Here is a 17,782-nt window from a genome sequence, read left to right as displayed (position 1 = left end):
AGTCCGCCCACCCCACGAATCGCTCCGGGCAAGTTCGGCAAGCTGGAAGCTTGTCACGGAGAGAATTCCCATCACTCTGCGCCGCATGAGTTCTGAAAACGACGAAGTAATTCAAATTTTCCGTGATAGCGGCGCCCTGCTTGAGGGCCATTTCCTTCTCCGCTCCGGCTTGCACAGCGCGCACTTCTTTCAATGCGCCCAGGTGTGCCAATATATGGACAAGGTCACCCGGCTGGCGGAGATCATGCTCCCGATGCTCAAGGACTACGGAGCCACAACCGTGGTCGGACCCGCCATGGGCGGTCTGGTCATCGGCCAGGAAGTCGCCCGCCAACTCGGGCTGCGCTTTCTCTTTCTGGAAAAGGTCGACGACAAACTCGAGCTTCGCCGCAACTTCAAATTCGAGCCGGGCGAGAAAGTTCTCATCATCGAGGACGTCATTACCCGCGGCGGCCGGGTGGTTGAAGCGATCGCCAAATGCCGCGAGCACGGGGCCGATCCCGTCGCTGTCGGCGTGATTGTTGACCGCAGTAACGGGGCGACCAGCTTTGACATCCCTCACCACAGTCTGGCAGAGCTCAGCTTCCCCACCTACGAGGTTGATAATCTGCCACCCGAACTCCAGGGCACCAAAGCGGTTAAACCGGGAAGTTAGGATGTGGCTCCATTTTAACAACTCCCTGAACCGGCTCCGCTCCGTGGGCAGTTGGGAGGCGGTTTCCTACCTCCTCCTGCTTTGCGTCGCCATGCCGCTGAAGTATATCTGGGGCTGGCCGGAAGCCGTCCGTGCCGTCGGCATGGCCCACGGTCTGCTCTGGATGGCCTACATCGGACTCGCCGTGCTCGGCCAGGTTGACTACAAGTGGCACTGGAAGACCACGGCCTGGCTCTTTGTGGCCAGCCTGCTGCCCTTTGGCCCTTTCGTCGCCGAGGCCAAGCTGCTGCGCAAGGTTCAGACAGAAGAACTGTAATACAGGCGGGACGCCTGCTCTACGAAATAACTTCCCGACGCCCGAGCACCGCTCCTTTTCTCGTTTGACCCGCCCATGTCGCCACGGCTTGATCGCTCAAACCAACCATGCGTAAACTCCTCGGCAGAATTCACCGCTCCGAAAGCAACCGCGGGATGTTTATCCGCTTTGCCGGAGTCGGTGTCACCATTTCGCTGGTGGACATCGGGCTGCTCTACCTGCTCAACACTTTGGGGCTGAATATCTATCTCGCACGCATCCCCTCCTTTTTCGCTTCGATGACGGTGGGCTACATTTTGAATCGCTATTTCACCTTCCACCACCTTGAGACCGGCCGCGCGCTCTGGCACTCACTGGTCCGGCACTACAGCGTGCACGCGGTGGGCGGCGCAATCAATTACGGGGTTTTTACCCTTACACTGATCATCGGTCAGAAACTCGGCGGCCAGGCCAGTGCCTCCGGCACGCTGCCCTTTGTCGCCGTCTGGATCGGCGGCATGTTTGGCATGTGCTTCAACTTCTTCTTTTCCAAGAAAATGGTCTTCGATAATTGAGCACCGTTTTTAACAGGAAGCAGAATGATTTTCAGCCCGAATCGTTCGGCTTACTTTTTTATCATAGAGTTCCCCCCTCTCCGACCTCAGCGCCTGTAACATACCGCAGAGTGGCCATTGTTTTGCCTCACATTATTCTGCCGTTAATCATTTTGCTGACCTTTCCCTTTTTTCGGCCTTCCATTCTCAGAACAGATCGATGCACCTCTTTTTCCAGAGCCTGATCCGGTACCTCAGTTGGTGGATCGCCTCAATTTGGCCGGGGCGCCACGATGGCGCACCTTTGCACGCGCGGCGCCTGCTCTTTCTGCTCCTCTTCTACCCTGCCTTCCTTTTCCTTCAGCTTATGCACTGGTTCGGCTTTCTTTGCGATGAGCTATGCTTTCCCGGTTACCGCAAAGTGGCGGTCAAAGATCCGGTTTTTGTGCTGGGTATCCCACGTAGCGGCACAACCTTCCTGCACCGCAGCTTGGCAAAAGACCCACAATTCACCTCTTTCAGCACATGGGAGGCAATCCTGGCGCCATCCGTCACCGAGCGAAAGATCGTCGGCCTACTCAAAGCTGTCGACCGGACCCTTGGTGCCCCTCTCAATAAGTTGATCCAAAAAATCCTCCGGTCGGCCTCCGGCGATTTTAACGATATTCATGAAGTGGGCCTCAGCGTTCCGGAGGAAGATTATCTCAGTCTCCTGCCGGCTGGCGGTTGCTTCATCCTCTTCCTCGCTTTTCCGTTTTCGTCCTGCCTGCGAGACCTGAGCCGCCTTGACGAAGTGCCTGAAAAAGAGCGCCAACGCCTACTCGATGTCTACAAACGCGCACTGCAGCGGCATCTCTACTGCCACCCCGGAAAGCGGCTACTCTCGAAGAACGCCGCCTTTGCCACCTGGGCCAGCGCTTTGCAGGCGATATTCCCCGGAGCCGGGTTTCTCATCTGTGTCCGTGAACCCTGCTCGGCACTCAGCTCGCAACTCAGCTCCCTGGCACCCGCTCGTCGCTTTTTCGGCACCGATCCCGACGGCACCCATACCACGCGTAGCTTCCTCAACATTTACACCCACAGCTACCGGCAACTCGCCCGGTTCGTTGAAGCCAGCGAGCCATCGCAGGTCGCACTCATCGAACAATCCGATATGAAGGCCGCACCCGCGGAAATCATACGAGCCGCTGTGACACAGCTCGACCTCAGGGCCTCTCCGCCACTAGAGAGGGGAAAGTCTGCAACACGCAGTACCCACCGGCATGCCCCAAAGGACTTTGCCCTCGATACCACAGAAATCGAAGGTTGCATGAACTCACCCTACGAAACGATGCTCCGTAGTCCGAATCGAACCACTTACAGCTGCGGCTAAATTAAAGTTGAACCGTGAATGAACGTGAATGACCTTGAAGCAGAACCTACCGGTTTGTGCTGATATTCGTTTCAATAGTATACCCGTTCAATAGTGTTTGAGACGAGTCGACAACCATCCGAGGTCTCAAAGTTAAAATACTCGAAGATCCTGTCACCTTACGTTACTGCTTCTATTAAAAATTAACGCCGATAAACGTCCATTCACGGTTTTAAAAATAACTCCTTTGTCCGCAAACGCCACAGCTCCCGCCCCACTCCGTGTCGCCTTTTTCTCGGACTCACTCTCCGAGCGCAATGGCACCGGTGCCTACTACCACGACCTCCTCGCTCAACTCGGCCCGCTTGTGGAAGCGGCAGAGGTCTTTCAGCCGCTCGACATGAAGCGCCCGCCGCTGCTTTCCTGGCCCATGCCCGGGGACCCCAGCCAGCGCCTGGTGACACCGAATCTCCCGCGCATCAGCCGGGCCTATCGGAAGCTTCAACCCAACATCGTGGTCAGCATTACCCCCGGCCCCTTCGGTATGCTGGGGCTCTACCATGCCAAGCGAAATAAGGCGGCTTTTATCTCCGCCTTCCACACCGACTTTGAGCAACTGGCCCGCATCTATTGGCGGCCGCTCTCAAGGTGGTTCGTCAATGGCTACCTCAACAACGCCAACCGCTTTCTCTGTAAACGCAGCGCCGCCGTGCTGGTGAACAATTCAAATCTGCAGGATGATGTCGAAGCCCTGGGCGCCCCGGCGGTGGAAATTATGGGCACTCCGATCCAACCCATGTTCCTGGAGAAAGCGCCCTCTCCCTACCCGGAGACATTAAAACGCATTTGCTTTGCCGGCAGACTTGCCCCGGAAAAGAACGTCGACCGCATCATTGATGCTGCGGCCCAGCTTCCCCACATTGAGTTTCTCATCGGTGGCGACGGCCCCCTGCGCAAAGAATTGGAAAGCTCGGCAGCAAAGCTGAATAATGTCACCTTCTGCGGTTGGATGAACCGTGAGGATCTCATTGGCCTCATCGACCAATCCAGCCTCCTGCTGCTTCCCTCCAAGATCGAGACCTTTGGCTCGGTCGCCCTTGAAGCCATGGCACGCGGTCGGCCCGCCCTCGTCTCCTCCAACGCCGGCATCCACGACTGGCCTCAACTTAAGGATGGCCTCTTCGCCTATGACCAGGAGCGACCGCTGATCGATGCCATTCGTGATATTCTGGCTCTCCCTGAAAGTCAGTTGAAAGAAAAAGCCGATGCCGCCCGCGCCGCCGCCGAGGGACTCAACCATCAAACTATCCGGCAATGGGTCGATGTGCTCGGGAAATACGCGAAGGATTAACCAGATCGAACATCGAACATCGAACATCGAACATCGAACATCGAACATCGAACATCGAAGTGACCTCCATTCATAATTTAACGTTCCGTGTTCCGTGTTCGAAGTTCTTGTGAAATGAAAGCACTTGTCTCCATTCATGATGTCATGCCCCACACCATGGATCGGGTGGAGCGCATCCTCGATTGGTTGAAAGCGCATGGCGTACCACCGGTCACGCTACTGGTCGTGCCCGGACGCCCCTGGGAGCCACAACAGATCGATCGTCTCCGGCAACTGGCCCATCAAGGCTACCAACTCGCCGCCCACGGTTGGCACCATGAAACCAAACCCAGGCACGCCTACCACCGGATACATGCCGCCCTGATCTCGCGCAATGTGGCCGAGCACCTTGACCTCAATTCCAAGGGAATCCTTCAACTAATGCAGCGTTCCCGGGCCTGGTTTGGCGAAAACACCCTCCCCCTTCCGGACATTTACGTGCCCCCCGCCTGGGCTCTCGGTCCCATCTCGAAAGACGATCTCGCACAAGTACCCTACCGGCTGATCGAAACCACTAGGGGCCTGATCCATCTGGAGGGCGATGCGCCTTCGTTGCCGCACTCCGGAGAGCAATCAGCAATACCGAAAGGTCACCAAGCGGAAAGAAAACGGACTTTCCAAAAGCTTCCGCTCACCGGCTACGAGGCAGATACGACATTCCGCCAATTTTTCCTTCGCTGTTGGAATGCAAATCAAGCTCGTGCCGCCAAGTGGAAGGGGCGCGCGCTGCGCATTTCCATCCACCCGGATGATCTCGACCTCTTAGTGGCCGATCAACTGGCAAGCCAGATCGATTCGGTCGAACGCTTCGAACCCTACTTGTTCGAGTAGAACTCGTCGATCTTCTGGGCGACGTCGCGATAGGAGATATCGGCACTGTAAAGCGCTTTGAATTCTTTCATCGCTTTGTCCATGTCACCTTGTTGCTCGTAAGCAGTACCCAACTGGTAGAGCACATCCTTCTTCTGATCGTTAAAGCCGGGAATCTCTGATTTAGCGGTCTGCAGCTGCTCGGCCGCCATATCGTGGAAGCCTTTGCTCAGGTAAGACTTACCCAGCAGGATGAGCGCATTGATCCGCACCTTAGGCGAACGGAGAGCGAGTTGCAGGTTCTCGATGGCTTTGTTCATATCACCGTCCTCAAACAGCAGCTCGCCCAGTTCGAAGCGGTAGCTGAATTCGTTGGGGTAGCGATTGACGAGTTCTTCGGCCTGCTTGCGGCGGAAGGAGCGTTCTTCTTCGCGAAGTTTTTCCAGTTCGGCCTTCATGGAGGCATCCTCGGGGTTGGCTTCGAGGGCCTCCTCCGCGGTTTCGATCGCCTTTTGCATCTTCTCGCGCTTCAGTGTACCCACGAGTCGCTCCAGGTTGGCATCCGCCCGGCCGGCTTCTAGCTGGCGTGCTTTGCCGACCCATTCCAGAGCATCGTCGTATTCACCAAGCTTGCGATAGCTGTTGGCGATATCGCGGTAATTATTCATGTTCTCGGGCTCAGCTTCGACGGCTTTCTTGGCCTCTTCGATCAGCGAGCGGAGACCTGACTCGCCGGTCTTGGCGCGGGAGGCTTGTTCGAGTTTCTGGGCCTCGTCTTCGTCCTTCAGTTTTTCGCGGAAGCTCTTGTCCTCTTCCCACTTGCCCTTCTCCATGGTTTGCTGCACGGAGGCTTTCTTGATCAGGGCCTGCACCTCATCGTCAGCGGGATTGGCCCGGTAAGCGGCATCGCCAACTTCGATAGCCTCCTTCGACCGGCCGGCCTGAATGTAGGCGGACATGAGAAGCTTGGCACTCTCGGTGTTGCTTTGGTCCAGTTTGTAAAGCTCCTCGTAGGCAAAAGCTGTCGTGCCCTCCAAATCAAGCGCTTCGGCAGCGGCACCCAACATCTTGTGCGCCGCCGGATTGGCCGGATTCGCCCCGAGCATCTGCTCGGCAGTTTCCATAGCGGCGGCCGGATCCTTTTTTAGCTTAGAGCCGCCGGACATGGCAAAGGGCAGGCTCGTCACTTTCCCGATAAATTTGCCCAAACCTTTTGTCTTACCACCAGCCGCTTTTTGCTGGGCCTGCCGGAGGAATTTCCTCGCCTCAAGGCAGCCCGGGTGACGGCTGACAATGTTTGCCAGAATATCTACAGCATAGGCTGGGTTCTTATCGATCGCTTTGCGGGCGTTCTCCACCTGCTTTTGAATGCGTGAATCAAGGTCTTTTAAGTAAACTTCTTCCATGGTGTAATTTGCTAAATAGCTGACTATAATGGGGGAACGGTCAACTATCAATTATCTCAAGATCTCTGCGGGCCGCACACTCAAGGGCCTGAATCTGCTGGGCAATGACTTGCCCGTCCGCACCTTCCACAAGGAGTCGGAGCTTGGGCTCGGTCCCGGAATAGCGGACAAGGACTCTCCCATCATCGCCAAATTGCTTGACCGCCGCGGCCGTGGCGTCGGAAAGGTGCCGGAGCTGGTCGAGCGGAAGCTTTTCCATCACCTTGAGATTTAGCGTTTTTTGAGGGAAGAGCGTCACCTGCTTGCGCAACTCCGAAAGAGGCTTGCCCGTTTTACAAATCAGGTCGATCAGTTTGACGGCGGCAAGCAGCCCATCCCCGGTCGTTGCAAAATCCGAGAGGATAATATGCCCCGAGGATTCGCCACCAATATTCGAACCGATTTCCCGCATGCGGCGGGCCACGTTGCGGTCCCCCACAGCGACGCGCTCGACGGATCCGCCGGCATCGCGTACCGCATGATCGAGACCAAGGTTACTGTGCACGGTCGTCACTAGCGTCTTACCATCCAGAGCCCCGCTTCCCAGAGCATAAATTCCAAAAAGCGCCAGCAGCACTTCGCCTGGAAGTCGCTCACCCTTTTCATCACAAACGACGAGACGGTCCCCGTCACCATCATGAGCGATCCCGATGTTGGCGCCGACCTCGCGAACCTTTGCGCCCAACTGTTCCGGGTGCTCGCTACCCACGCCGTCATTGATATTCTCACCGTCGGGATTGTCCCCGATCAGGTGGAGCTCGGCCCCCCAGCGACGAAATGCGGCGGGCGTGGTCTCGCAGGTCGAACCGTTCGCCAGATCAAGAACGATTTTCCAACCGCCAAGGCAATTCTGGTTCATCAGGGAGCGAATGTAGTTAATATATTCCGCAGCCGCATCCATAGGGTATGCTTCGGGACGGGGCCGTTCATCGGGACCGGAAGGCTCGCCGTCGACCAGCGCTTCAATCTGCTGCTCGGAGCTTTCATCGTATTTACAGCCCTCGGCATTGAAGAGCTTGATGCCGTTGTCTGTGGCCGGGTTGTGCGAGGCGGTTACGGCGATCCCCAGATCAGCGCTTTTCTGCAAAACAGCACGAGCCACTGCAGGCGTGGGAACGATCCCCGCGTCGTGGACATAAACACCGTGTTTATTCAGCCCCTGAATCAGTGCATCGCAAAGCTCCGGGCCGCTCAAACGTGTGTCGCGGCCAATCACCACATTGAGCGGCAAGTCCAGCTTATCCCGGGCAATATAATGCCCTAGCGCCGAACCGAGGCGGTAAGCAAAATCAGGGTTAATCAGGGCGTCACCGCAGGTACCACGGATGCCATCTGTGCCGAAATACTTAACCATCCGTGGATTCGAATTGCGCGTTGAATTCCCGGGCGCTCTCTAGCCAGCGCGCCACACGGCCTTCCTCCAGGAGTGTCGAGGCCGCTTCGGCACCCGCCTTCAAATCAGGAGCTTCACCGGCAGCCCAGAGAGCGGCACCGGCATTGAACAGAATCGAGTTTCGAAGGCCTGCCGGCACGGGGTCACCTTCGCCCGAAAGCAGTGAGTGAAGAATCGCCAGATTCTCGTCCACCTCGCCCCCGGCCAGATCGGCAAAGCTGCACTCCGGCAGACCGGCGTCGCTGGCGCTGAGCGCACCGGAATGCTGCGACAATTTGCCGAATCCGGCAATCTTGTTTGTCCCGGCACAACTGAGTTCGTCCAGCGCGCGGCCCGCTTCAGGCTGACCGTGGACCACCAGACCGGCTGAAAGTTCAAGCGCGTCCAAAGCTCCGGCAAGCGGCTCGACCCATTCCGGGGCATACACCCCCAATAGCTGATGGGCAGGACGACCGGGATTGATCAGCGGCCCGAGTAAATTAAAGATACTGCGTTGTCCCTCGGCAGCCAGCGCTTTGCGCACCGGCATGATTTCCTTGAACGCGGGATGAAAGGCCGGTGCAAAAAAGAAGCAGAAATTAAGCTCTTCCAGGGATTGGCGCAGCTGCTCGTGAGAAAGATCAAGCCGTATGCCCAAACCTTCCAGCAAGTCGGCGCTGCCGCATTTTGAGGTGATGGAACGATTGCCGTGCTTGAAAACCGGCACACCGGCAGCCGCCACGATCAGCGAGACTGCTGTTGAAATATTAAAGGTGCTGGAACCGTCCCCACCCGTGCCGCAGACATCGATGGCACGGTCGGCCCATGCCTCGACCCCGGGATCGATCGCCATCTGCCGGAAAGCGCCGGCAAAGGCCGCCACTTCTTCGGCGGTTTCCCCCTTGGCAGCGAAGGCAACCAGAAAGGCCTGCTTCTTGGCTTGAGCGATCTCGGCATCGGCCATAAGCCGCGCTGCTTCCGCAGCTTGATCAGGTTGCAGGTTTTGGCCGGCGGCGACCAGTGAAGTTATTCTTTCCAGTGGATCCATTTGGGTAGTTTTTTTGTAGGCAAAGATTAAAGCAAGCCACGACAAGCATAATCACTTTCGGCTTTCCTTCAGCTAAGGGCACTGTCTAGCTTGCCACCATGCGCCCCTCAATAGCTATCCTTTTCGCTTTGCTTCTTCTATCGCCGTTTCCGGTGCTGGCCGAAGCAAGTCAGGAGCGTGATAGCGACCCCGCTGAACTGAGCCACCTCGATGCCGTCATTCTCGGGCTGGTCGAGGGGATCACCGAATATCTGCCCATCTCCTCCACCGGCCATCTAATCCTGACGAATCGATTACTGGGTCTGGACGGGGATACTCCGGTCTATGATGCTAGCGGGACGCCAATCATGGTGGATGATGGTGCTTCCGGAGAGTTGCGCCCCTACACACTGGGAGATGCGGCCTACGCCTACGTTATCGTGATTCAGGCGGGTGCGATCGCTGCAGTCGTGATTCTCTACTGGCGCACGATTCTGAATATCGCCTTGGGCTGCATTGGGCGAAGCGCGACCGGCAGACGACTGGCGGTGAATTTAATCACCGCATTTCTGCCGGCAGCTTTCATTGGCTTACTGCTCGACGATTGGATCGAATCCTATCTTGGCGACAACGTCTACGCGGTCGCAGGCGCTCTCTTTGTCGGCGCATTTGTCATGCTTGGCGTCGAGCGCTGGCGTAAGCACGGCCGGAAAGCTCCCGTGGACCCGGAGGATGGTCCGGCACTCCATGAACTCTCGATAAAACAATCCCTGATGATCGGCTTTATTCAATGCCTGGCGATGTGGCCGGGCACGAGCCGGTCCATGGCGACGATCGTGGGCGGCTACCTTGCAGGGCTCTCCCCAAAACATGCCGCCGAGTTTAGTTTTCTCTTGGGCCTCATTACATTGACCGCCGCTTCCGGATATAAATTCGTCAGCAACGGCGAACAGATGCTGGCCGCCCTCGACATCGGCCCTGTCCTGCTCGGCTGTATCATGGCTTTCGTCTCTGCGGCACTCGCGGTGAAATGGCTGGTCGGATACCTCAGCAAGCACGGCCTGGCACTTTTCGCGTGGTATCGTATTGCCCTTGCCTTCGCCGTGTTCATATTTATCGGGGCTTAACACCCAAATCTTTCAACACACGCACCTATTATGAAAAAAGTAGCTGTCATTCTTTCAGGTTGCGGCGCCTACGACGGCGCCGAAATTCAGGAGGCCGTCCTCACTCTGCTCGCACTGGACCGGGCGAAAGCCGAAGTCACCTGCGCCGCCCCGGAAATCGCCCAGAAACACGTGATCAACCACATCACTGGCGAGGAAATGGTCGATGAGGACCGCAGCGTCATCACCGAGGCTTCCCGCATCACACGGGGTAATATCCAGTCACTGGATACAATTCAGTCCGGCGACTTTGACGCGATTATCTTTGTCGGTGGCTTTGGGGTGGCTAAAAACCTGTCCAGCTATGCTTTCGACGGACCGGACTACGACATCGACCCGGAAGTTCTCGACCTCATCCATCATGCCCACGCGGAAGGCAAGGCACTCGGGTTCATGTGTATTTCACCGGTCCTGGCGGCCCGGGCCCTCGGGGAAAAAGGTGTGCAGCTTACCATTGGCAACGACCGCGAGACAGCGGCCGCCCTCGAAGCCAAGGGTGCCAAGCACGTCGACTGCCCGGTCGACGAAGCTGTCACTGACAAGGAGAACCGCGTCGTCACGACACCGGCCTACATGCTGGCCCAGTCGATCACCGATGCGGAAGCCGGGATCAATAAGCTGGTCGCTTCCGTACTCGAAATGGCCTAAAAAAGGCGGATATTTTCGCGGCATTGCTACTTGACGAGACGTCTAAAGGCTCTTTAATCCGCCAATTCTGCTCAATTCCCGTGGGCACTAACTTTTCAACAGGAGATACATCTTATGGCACAGCCAAAACGCAAACAATCCAAGCAACGCAGCCGCAAACGCCGCGGTGCCGTGCAATTTCAACTGCCGCAACTGGCTAAGGACTCACAGGACGGCACGCTCTTCCGCCCGCACCGCGTGAACCCCGCCAACGGCATGTATCGTGGCCGCCAGGTCATGGACGTCGAACTGTAGATCAGCCGCTGGCGTAACCATCGCATAAGCCAGAAATTATCCACATGGGCGCACGCGCGGGCAGATGCACCATCGCGGTCGATACCATGGGAGGCGACCTCGGGCCCACGGAATTTATTCGTGGGCTTTTGTATGCCACGGAAGAACTTAAGCTCGACTGTAATTTCACACTGGTCGGCAAAGGCCGGCTTTTGGAGCGCCTGCTGAAGGTCCGCAAGCTCCACGTCGATCCTTCGACCATTCAAATCCATCATGCCGCCGAGGTGATTGGTATGCATGAGAAGCCGGTCCAGGCGCTGAAGAAGAAAAAAGACTCTTCCATGCTTCAGGCCATCGGGCTGGTTAAAGACGGCAAGGCCGACGCCATGGTCAGCTGCGGCAACACCGGCGCACTGATGGCTGGGGGCACCCTCCGCCTCAGACCGCTGGAAGGGGTGGACCGGCCGGCTTTAGGCATCATCATTCCGAGCCGTAAGAAACCGTGCGTACTGATTGATGTCGGCGCCAACCCCGAGTCCGACGCCACCAACCTCCTGCATAATGCAGTGCTGGGGTCCAACTACGCGAAAGCCGCACTGGGCATCGAAAAACCTAGAGTGGCTCTGCTCACGATCGGCACAGAAGAGGGCAAAGGGAACAGCCTGATCAACAAAACCCACACAATGATGCAAAAACTGGACGACATCATCGACTACGCCGGACCGATTGAAGGATTTCAGATCTTTGACGGGAATGTCGACGTGATCGTTTGCGACGGTTTTGTTGGCAACGTAGTCCTGAAGTCCAGTGAAGCGCTCTTTGGCTTTGTCGGCAGCACGATCAAAGAAGAACTGGTGCGCAACCCAAAGCGCATGATCGGGGCCGCCCTTTCCAAGTCAGCCTTTCGCGACATGAAAATCCGCCTGAGCCCGGATCAACACGCCGGCGCTCCCCTGCTCGGGATCAAGGGGAACATTTTAAAGACTCACGGTTCCTCCAACTATATTGCCATTGCCAATGCGCTGCGAATCGCCAGTCAGGTGGTGAAGCACGATATGATCGACACAATCCACGCAGAGATCAATCAAGCGAACAGATTGGTCCAGACTCCCAAGACTGAAGAAGCTTCTACCCAGGAATCCAACTAAGCAAAGCGCATGGCTAGCCAAAGTTCATCTGTTATCTTCCTCGGCACCGGATCTTATGTCCCGGAAAAAGTCGTGACGAATGATGATATGGCAAAAATCGTCGAGACATCGGACGAGTGGATTCGCACGCGCACCGGAATCTGTGAGCGACGCTTCGCCGCGGATCACGAAACCACCAGCTATATGGCTGCAGAAGCCGCTAAAAAAGCGATTGGCACCGCCGGCATCGAGCGCGAGGAAATCGACCTCGTGGTGGTCGCTACCATGACGCCGGACATGCCCTTCCCCTCCACGGCCTGTTTGGTACAAGACAAGGTCGGCCTCCGGAAAGTAACCGCCTTTGACGTACAGGCCGCTTGCTCGGGCTATGTCTATGCGCTGAATATTGCCAGCTCCATGCTGCGCGCCGGCCCCTACAAGAAGGCCCTAATTATCGGAGCGGAGAAGACCAGTCCCATCCTTGATTTTGAAGATCGCACCACCTGCGTCCTTTTTGGCGATGGGGCGAGTGCCGCTGTCCTCAGTGTGAGTGATGAACCTGATGTCGGTATACTGGGCTCACTGGGCGGGGCAGACGGCTCAAACCCGGACCTTCTCTGCCAGCCCGGTGGCGGCACGGCGATTCCCGCATCAAGCGATTCAATCAACGCGCGGCAACATTTCCTGAAGATGAACGGCAAGGAAATCTTCAAACTGGCAGTCCGAGTCATGGAACAGGCCAGCCTCCAGGTTCTGGAGGAACACGGTTACGAGACGAAGGATGTTGACCTTGTCATTCCTCACCAAGCCAACATGCGTATCATCGAGAGCCTCGCTAAGCGGATGGGTATCTCAATGGATCATTTTCATAACAACCTCGACCGCTATGGGAATACCTCGGCCGCATCTGTCGGCATCGCACTCGACGAAGCAGTACGGAAGGGGCGCATTAAATCCGGCGATCTGATTCTGCTGGTGGCGTTTGGGGCAGGCTTGACCTGGGGCGCCTCTCTGGTGAAATGGTAATAACGCTTATGCAACGACTCTCCTTCTTTTTGTTTGTTCTTCTCTTCGCTGGCGCAGGCCAACTCACTGCCCAGATGGGCCTCAATCCTTTCGACTGGTTCGATGGTGAAGCCGAAGAGGAAGCCCTCGCCATTAACGTCGCCAGCAATGCGGACGAAGTCGCTGCATCTTCGTTGGTCGAAAGCGGTAAAGCCGCGCTTGAAAGCGGAAACACCGGCCGCGCCCACAGTCGGTTCAAAAAAGTCATCAAACGCTATGGCACAACCAAGGCAGCCGGCGAAGCACGCTACCTTCGGGCCCGGATTCTGATGACCAAAGGCAAATGGAAGAAAGCTTTCGAAACACTCCAGGAAGTTGTTACCGAGAATCCTGAGTTTGAACAATTCAACCAAGTCATCAGCGCCCAGTTTGAGTGTGCGACCGCGCTGATGGAAGGTGCCCGGGGCCGCATCCTCTGGATCATTCCGGGGTTTCGCCAATACGATGAGGCAGTTCGACAATTCGAGACCGTCGTTCGCAACGGCCCTTACAGCGACTACGCCCCACTGGCTCTCATGAATATCGCACTGGTGGCCGAGAAACAGGACGAGCCCGATGTCGCCATCGATGCACTCGACCGGTTGATCAACTACTACCCGCAAAGCATGCTCGCACCGGACGCCTACTACAACATGGCGGAAACTTACTCCAGTTTGGTAAAGGGGCCGGAATATGACCAGGGCGCGACCCGTCAGGCCATTAGCTATTACGAAGACTTTCTCATCCTCTTCTCGGAAAGCAACTATGTCGGCGATGTTGAGGCCAATCTGGCCGCCATGCAGAATCTGCTCGCGGAAAGCCGCCTTAAGTTAGGCGACTTCTTTTACTATTACCGCAATAACAACACGGCGGCACTCACATTCTACAACGAAACGGTCACCATCGCACCTGAATCCGAAGCTGCCGATGAAGCCCGGGCGCGTATCGAAGATGTTGAAGCCGGCGTCCGTCCTATCTCCGGCGCACAAATCGTGCGCTCCCTGCTCCTCATCGACTAGACGAGCCGTTCTTCACAGCATGATCGCTCCGCCACATAAGATGCTCTACAAAGTATGCGCCCTGCTCACCCTTCTGACGCTGGGCTTCACGGTTGGCTGCAAGTCCTACAAGCTGGGGCATCCCGCCGAGCTCCCTTTTGAGACCATTTTCATCCAGCCAGCTAAGAACGATAGCTTCGCGCCTCAGGCGCAGGCACTGGTCAGCTCGGAGGTTCGTGAAGCGGTGATCCGTGACGGACGGGTCAAGTTGATCGCCAACCGCAGCGAAGCGGACGCCGTATTAATGTTAACCTTGACCGACTACAGCCGTCGGGCCGCAACCCGAAGTCAGGATGATACGGAAGTTGCGCAGGATTTCGACCTCACCTTGCAATTGCAGCTCGATCTCTTCGACCAGCGCAGCGGAGAATACCTGTTTCAGGAGCGCCGAGTGCAGGCACGCTCCAAGGCTTACGTCTACGATCCCTACGCAGGGGCCGGCGCTGCCAATACGCAGGGCCTGATCCAATCGGAATTCAACGCGATCCCGCGACTCGCCCGGGACCTCGGCCGCAAAGCGGCGGATGAGCTACTCAGTGTTTGGTAGCTGACTGCTTTAAAAGGCTGCCAGATTGAGTTCCGCTTCCTTGGCGAAGGTTCAGCAGAGCGTTTGGCATAAGACCCTTCGCTCAACGCATGCAGTGGCTCACTATGCTGCGCGTATTCTTGGATTGTACAGGCCATCACTTTTAGCAAACTGACCGACATGGCACTACTCATCACAAAGTTTCTGGTGACCTCCTTCATCATCGTTCTGGTATCGGAGATTGTGAAGCGCACCGAAAAAATTGGCGCCCTGATCGCCGCACTGCCTTTTGTCACCATAATGGTCATGATCTGGCTATACATCGAAAATCAAAGCGTCGAAAAAATCGCGAACCATGCCTATTACACCCTTTGGTTCGTCGTACCGACTTTACCGATGTTTGCCCAGATGCCGATCATGCTGCGCAAAGGCTGTAACTTCTGGCTCACGCTTGGTGTCGGGGTCATCGTAACCTTCATTTCATTTCTGATAACAGTCTGGATCGGGAAAAAATTCGGCGTTGAGCTGATGCCCTGACGCATGGCTCAAACCAGTGAGTATGATTGCACGAATTGCGGCGCCTGTTGCCGCTGTTTCCCGATCTTTGCCAGCGCAGAAGACGCCGAGCAGGAAATAAGAATCAAATCGGAAACACGTCGACTGGAACCACACCTGGCGACCAAAGATAAAGTCTACCAACTTTACCCCCTGCCCTTTCATCAGCGTTGCGCATTCCTGTTGCAGGACCAGCTCTGCAGTATCTATGCGACACGCCCGGAAGTCTGCCGTCGATTTGCCGCCGGGAGCACCCAGTGCATCGAAGCCCGTGAACGAAGCGGCGTCGTCAAACACCACACCAGCACTAAGTGATTTAATAAAAGATGATTCGCTTGGGCACCTTGAACGGGCTGAGCTTATTCTTCAGCGAGACAAGAATATCGGACTCGCCCAACACGGCTCCTTCTGCTCCGGTCCTGACATGAGCCACCACAATCTCGCCCCACTCTTCGTCCGGTTCCCCCAGGACCCTGGCTTCCGCGATGCCTTCGATCCCGATTAGCGCATCTTGCACCTCGGCAGGGTCCACCTTCTCGCCTCCTGTATTGATGAGCTGATCCATCCGCCCTTGAAGGTGCAAGCGACCATGCGCATCGAGCCAACCGGCATCCCCGGTGCGGAAGCCTTCTGCCTTATCGACACGCTCGCCGCCGAGATAGCCCTTGAAGAGTGAGCTGGTACGCACACGAATCGAACCACACGGCTCAATACTGACCTGCGTATCCCCCAGCATAACAGCACCCGCACCGGAAGCGGCGAGAAAGTCTGCATTGGGAACCGCCGCGATCATGGCCGCGGTCTCCGTCATCCCATACACCGGCACCACGGGCAGCTTCAGCTCACGGGCCCTCTCAGCCACAACTTCAGGCATCCCTGCCCCACCAACAAATATAACTTTAGATCTATTTAATTTTTGGATACTATTCGCATCTTCCATCATTCGCTGGAGTTGCGTCGGCACCAGCGAAAGGCAGCTCCCTTCGATCTCGCTTGCCTCGAAGCGTATCCTCCCGCCGGACACGAAGGCTCGTACCAATTGCATCAGTCCGCTCACATGATGAAGCGGCAGCACACAGCAGGCGTCGACAGGCCCGCCCCCATGAAAAGCCTGCACCGCACGGGCACCGGAGGATAAGCTCTTCCAATCGTGGATAGCCAGCTTGACCCCTCCGGTCGTCCCGCCGGTGGGAATCGAAATGGAACCGGGCTCCGGTTCATCCGAGGCCATCAAGGTATCGAATTCACTCTGTTCCTTGGCACCCCACTTCGGATTGACCAATACGATGGGGAGGCTTATCGAAGCGGCAGCAAAGAACTTTACCGCGAAGGCAACCGGCTCCCCTTCATTGATGACAACCGGCCCGTCGGTTTCCTTCAGGCTTACACGAGCATCCTGAACCCGGCGGTAAAATGCTTCGCCGGAGACACCACCGATCCAGTCGCGACGCAGCTCGTCTAGCTTGAATGGGGCAGTTGGTTCCATATCGATTCCAGGTCAATTTTAGCTCGCGCTCCAGCCGGGAAAATTGGTCCGGGGACAAGCCCAGATAAATCATCGTCAAAAGCGGCGATGGTATCAAATCCGATGGCGTATTTTATATCCGGTAAGTTGTCGGCCAAATCGAGCGCCTGAAACAAACCGATTCCCGTCTCGAAAACGGAGGAAAAGACCAACTGGCCGGCCAAAGGCCGGAGTTGCTCAAGAAGAGGCGAAACATTTCCCATCAGCAATGGCTTGATTACCAGCGGTCCTTTCCAGGCATCAGGCGTCAACCACCGCTCGCGACCGGGCATATTCAAACTTTCGTCCAAAGCGATGGGCACGTTCGACGCTTTACTCAGCTCCGCCATAGCCCGCTCCTCTCCCGCCGGCAGGGGTTGTTCGAGATAATCGATTTGGTCGTCATTCTGCCCCAAAACCTCCAACCAGTTTTCCAGATCTTTTTGTCCCAGACCTCCATTGGCGTCCAATCGGATGGAAGCTTTTTCGGGAAGCAGCTGTAACAGGTCGCTCAAAATCTCTCGTTCGGCCTCGAATTCATGCACGGCGATCTTCCATTTCAGAGTGGTATAGCCACCTGCCAGTTTTTTCTTGGCCACATCAAGCGCATCAGGACCGGCCGGCAACAAGCCGGCCACCCGGTAATCCCGCCCACAGGATGTCGCGGGCTGTTTGAGCTGTTGCAGCGCCGTGGTCAGTGCGAAGGTGCAACAAGGCAGGCCGGAGGGCATGATAATCGGGTCGGCCGCCCACTGCTTCAAAAAATTCGCCGCCCGTTCAACGGTCTCGGTGCCGAAATCCGGGATGGGAGCAATCTCACCGTAAGCTACCGCGCTTTCCGATTCCAGCCGCAGAATAAAACCCTCGCGGACCTTCCACTGGCCGTGCGCCGTTCTCAGTGGTTGGAGGAAATCCCGTCGATAGGAACGGTATGCGACCTTCAAATTCATGCCCTCTCATGTCATTTCCTACTTGAGAAAAG

20 protein-coding genes are annotated in these 17,782 nt (G+C 56.5%); 15 read left to right on the top strand and 5 right to left on the bottom strand.

Annotation, left to right across the window (positions count from 1 at the left end; genetic code table 11):
• Positions 1-85: 85 nt before the first annotated feature.
• The 6 genes from pyrE (at position 86) to DDZ13_RS14380 (ending at position 5,076) form a co-directional block, all read left to right on the top strand.
• A complete protein-coding gene (pyrE, locus tag DDZ13_RS14405; protein ID WP_110132164.1) occupies positions 86-655 on the top strand; it encodes an orotate phosphoribosyltransferase in 570 nt (189 codons plus the stop codon).
• Position 656: 1 nt separating this feature from the next.
• Positions 657-971 (top strand): DUF3817 domain-containing protein, encoded by a 315-nt coding sequence (locus DDZ13_RS14400; RefSeq protein WP_110132163.1) that lies wholly within the window; start codon positions 657-659, stop codon positions 969-971.
• Positions 972-1,078: 107 nt separating this feature from the next.
• Positions 1,079-1,525 carry a GtrA family protein gene (locus tag DDZ13_RS14395; RefSeq protein ID WP_110132162.1) on the top strand — a complete coding sequence of 149 codons (447 nt, stop codon included), beginning with the start codon at positions 1,079-1,081 and terminating at the stop codon, positions 1,523-1,525.
• Positions 1,526-1,724: 199 nt separating this feature from the next.
• Complete coding sequence (locus tag DDZ13_RS14390; RefSeq protein WP_110132161.1) at positions 1,725-2,876, top strand: sulfotransferase; 1,152 nt, start codon at positions 1,725-1,727, stop codon at positions 2,874-2,876.
• A gap of 226 nt (positions 2,877-3,102) precedes the next feature.
• Positions 3,103-4,206: a glycosyltransferase gene (locus DDZ13_RS14385; protein ID WP_233246174.1), complete on the top strand. Its 1,104-nt coding sequence runs from the start codon at positions 3,103-3,105 to the stop codon at positions 4,204-4,206.
• Positions 4,207-4,320: 114 nt separating this feature from the next.
• Complete coding sequence (locus DDZ13_RS14380; RefSeq protein WP_110132159.1) at positions 4,321-5,076, top strand: polysaccharide deacetylase family protein; 756 nt, start codon at positions 4,321-4,323, stop codon at positions 5,074-5,076.
• Here the strand turns inward: DDZ13_RS14380 and DDZ13_RS14375 are convergent.
• Genes DDZ13_RS14375 through trpD form a run of 3 tightly spaced genes read right to left on the bottom strand, consistent with a single transcriptional unit; the run spans position 5,061 to position 8,920 of the window.
• Positions 5,061-6,461 (bottom strand): tetratricopeptide repeat protein, encoded by a 1,401-nt coding sequence (locus tag DDZ13_RS14375; RefSeq protein ID WP_110132158.1) that lies wholly within the window; start codon positions 6,459-6,461, stop codon positions 5,061-5,063. The two genes, DDZ13_RS14380 and DDZ13_RS14375, sit on opposite strands and share 16 nt — an antisense overlap.
• 40 nt (positions 6,462-6,501) lie before the next feature.
• Complete coding sequence (locus tag DDZ13_RS14370; protein ID WP_110132157.1) at positions 6,502-7,854, bottom strand: phosphohexomutase domain-containing protein; 1,353 nt, start codon at positions 7,852-7,854, stop codon at positions 6,502-6,504.
• Positions 7,847-8,920: an anthranilate phosphoribosyltransferase gene (gene trpD / locus DDZ13_RS14365; RefSeq protein ID WP_110132156.1), complete on the bottom strand. Its 1,074-nt coding sequence runs from the start codon at positions 8,918-8,920 to the stop codon at positions 7,847-7,849. Before trpD ends, DDZ13_RS14370 begins: the two co-directional genes overlap by 8 nt.
• A 98-nt stretch (positions 8,921-9,018) precedes the next feature.
• Between trpD and DDZ13_RS14360 the strand changes: the two genes are divergently transcribed.
• The 9 genes from DDZ13_RS14360 to DDZ13_RS14320 all read left to right on the top strand — a co-directional run bounded on the left by DDZ13_RS14360 (position 9,019) and on the right by DDZ13_RS14320 (position 15,611).
• The gene (locus DDZ13_RS14360; protein ID WP_199221144.1) at positions 9,019-10,026 is read left to right on the top strand and encodes an undecaprenyl-diphosphate phosphatase; all 1,008 of its coding nucleotides are present in this window, start codon (positions 9,019-9,021) and stop codon (positions 10,024-10,026) included.
• Between the two features lie 30 nt (positions 10,027-10,056).
• Complete coding sequence (elbB, locus tag DDZ13_RS14355; RefSeq protein ID WP_110132155.1) at positions 10,057-10,713, top strand: isoprenoid biosynthesis glyoxalase ElbB; 657 nt, start codon at positions 10,057-10,059, stop codon at positions 10,711-10,713.
• A 114-nt stretch (positions 10,714-10,827) separates the two neighbouring features.
• Complete coding sequence (gene rpmF / locus DDZ13_RS14350; RefSeq protein WP_110132154.1) at positions 10,828-11,007, top strand: 50S ribosomal protein L32; 180 nt, start codon at positions 10,828-10,830, stop codon at positions 11,005-11,007.
• Between the two features lie 44 nt (positions 11,008-11,051).
• The gene (plsX, locus tag DDZ13_RS14345; protein WP_110132153.1) at positions 11,052-12,134 is read left to right on the top strand and encodes a phosphate acyltransferase PlsX; all 1,083 of its coding nucleotides are present in this window, start codon (positions 11,052-11,054) and stop codon (positions 12,132-12,134) included.
• Between the two features lie 9 nt (positions 12,135-12,143).
• Positions 12,144-13,139 carry a beta-ketoacyl-ACP synthase III gene (locus DDZ13_RS14340; protein ID WP_110132152.1) on the top strand — a complete coding sequence of 332 codons (996 nt, stop codon included), beginning with the start codon at positions 12,144-12,146 and terminating at the stop codon, positions 13,137-13,139.
• Between the two features lie 8 nt (positions 13,140-13,147).
• The gene (bamD, locus tag DDZ13_RS14335) at positions 13,148-14,176 is read left to right on the top strand and encodes an outer membrane protein assembly factor BamD (protein WP_158279936.1); all 1,029 of its coding nucleotides are present in this window, start codon (positions 13,148-13,150) and stop codon (positions 14,174-14,176) included.
• A gap of 19 nt (positions 14,177-14,195) precedes the next feature.
• Positions 14,196-14,762 (top strand): LPS assembly lipoprotein LptE, encoded by a 567-nt coding sequence (locus DDZ13_RS14330; protein WP_158279935.1) that lies wholly within the window; start codon positions 14,196-14,198, stop codon positions 14,760-14,762.
• A gap of 159 nt (positions 14,763-14,921) precedes the next feature.
• A complete protein-coding gene (locus DDZ13_RS14325) occupies positions 14,922-15,278 on the top strand; it encodes a DUF3147 family protein (RefSeq protein WP_110132149.1) in 357 nt (118 codons plus the stop codon).
• A 3-nt stretch (positions 15,279-15,281) separates the two neighbouring features.
• Positions 15,282-15,611 (top strand): YkgJ family cysteine cluster protein, encoded by a 330-nt coding sequence (locus DDZ13_RS14320; RefSeq protein ID WP_110132148.1) that lies wholly within the window; start codon positions 15,282-15,284, stop codon positions 15,609-15,611.
• 1 nt (position 15,612) lies between these two features.
• Here the strand turns inward: DDZ13_RS14320 and DDZ13_RS14315 are convergent, their stop codons facing one another.
• On the bottom strand, positions 15,613-16,782 hold the full coding sequence (locus DDZ13_RS14315; RefSeq protein ID WP_110132147.1) for an AMP-binding protein: 1,170 nt from the start codon (positions 16,780-16,782) through the stop codon (positions 15,613-15,615).
• A complete protein-coding gene (locus DDZ13_RS14310) occupies positions 16,755-17,750 on the bottom strand; it encodes an o-succinylbenzoate synthase (protein ID WP_110132146.1) in 996 nt (331 codons plus the stop codon). The genes DDZ13_RS14315 and DDZ13_RS14310 overlap by 28 nt, the downstream gene beginning before the upstream one ends.
• Positions 17,751-17,782: the final 32 nt, after the last annotated feature.

Origin of the sequence: Coraliomargarita sinensis, from assembly GCF_003185655.1 — a bacterium.
GTDB classification, from domain to species: Bacteria; Verrucomicrobiota; Verrucomicrobiia; order Opitutales; family Coraliomargaritaceae; genus Coraliomargarita_B; species Coraliomargarita_B sinensis.
The sequence above is the reverse complement of the archived record's forward strand: the minus strand, read 5'-3'. Positions and strand labels throughout refer to the sequence as shown.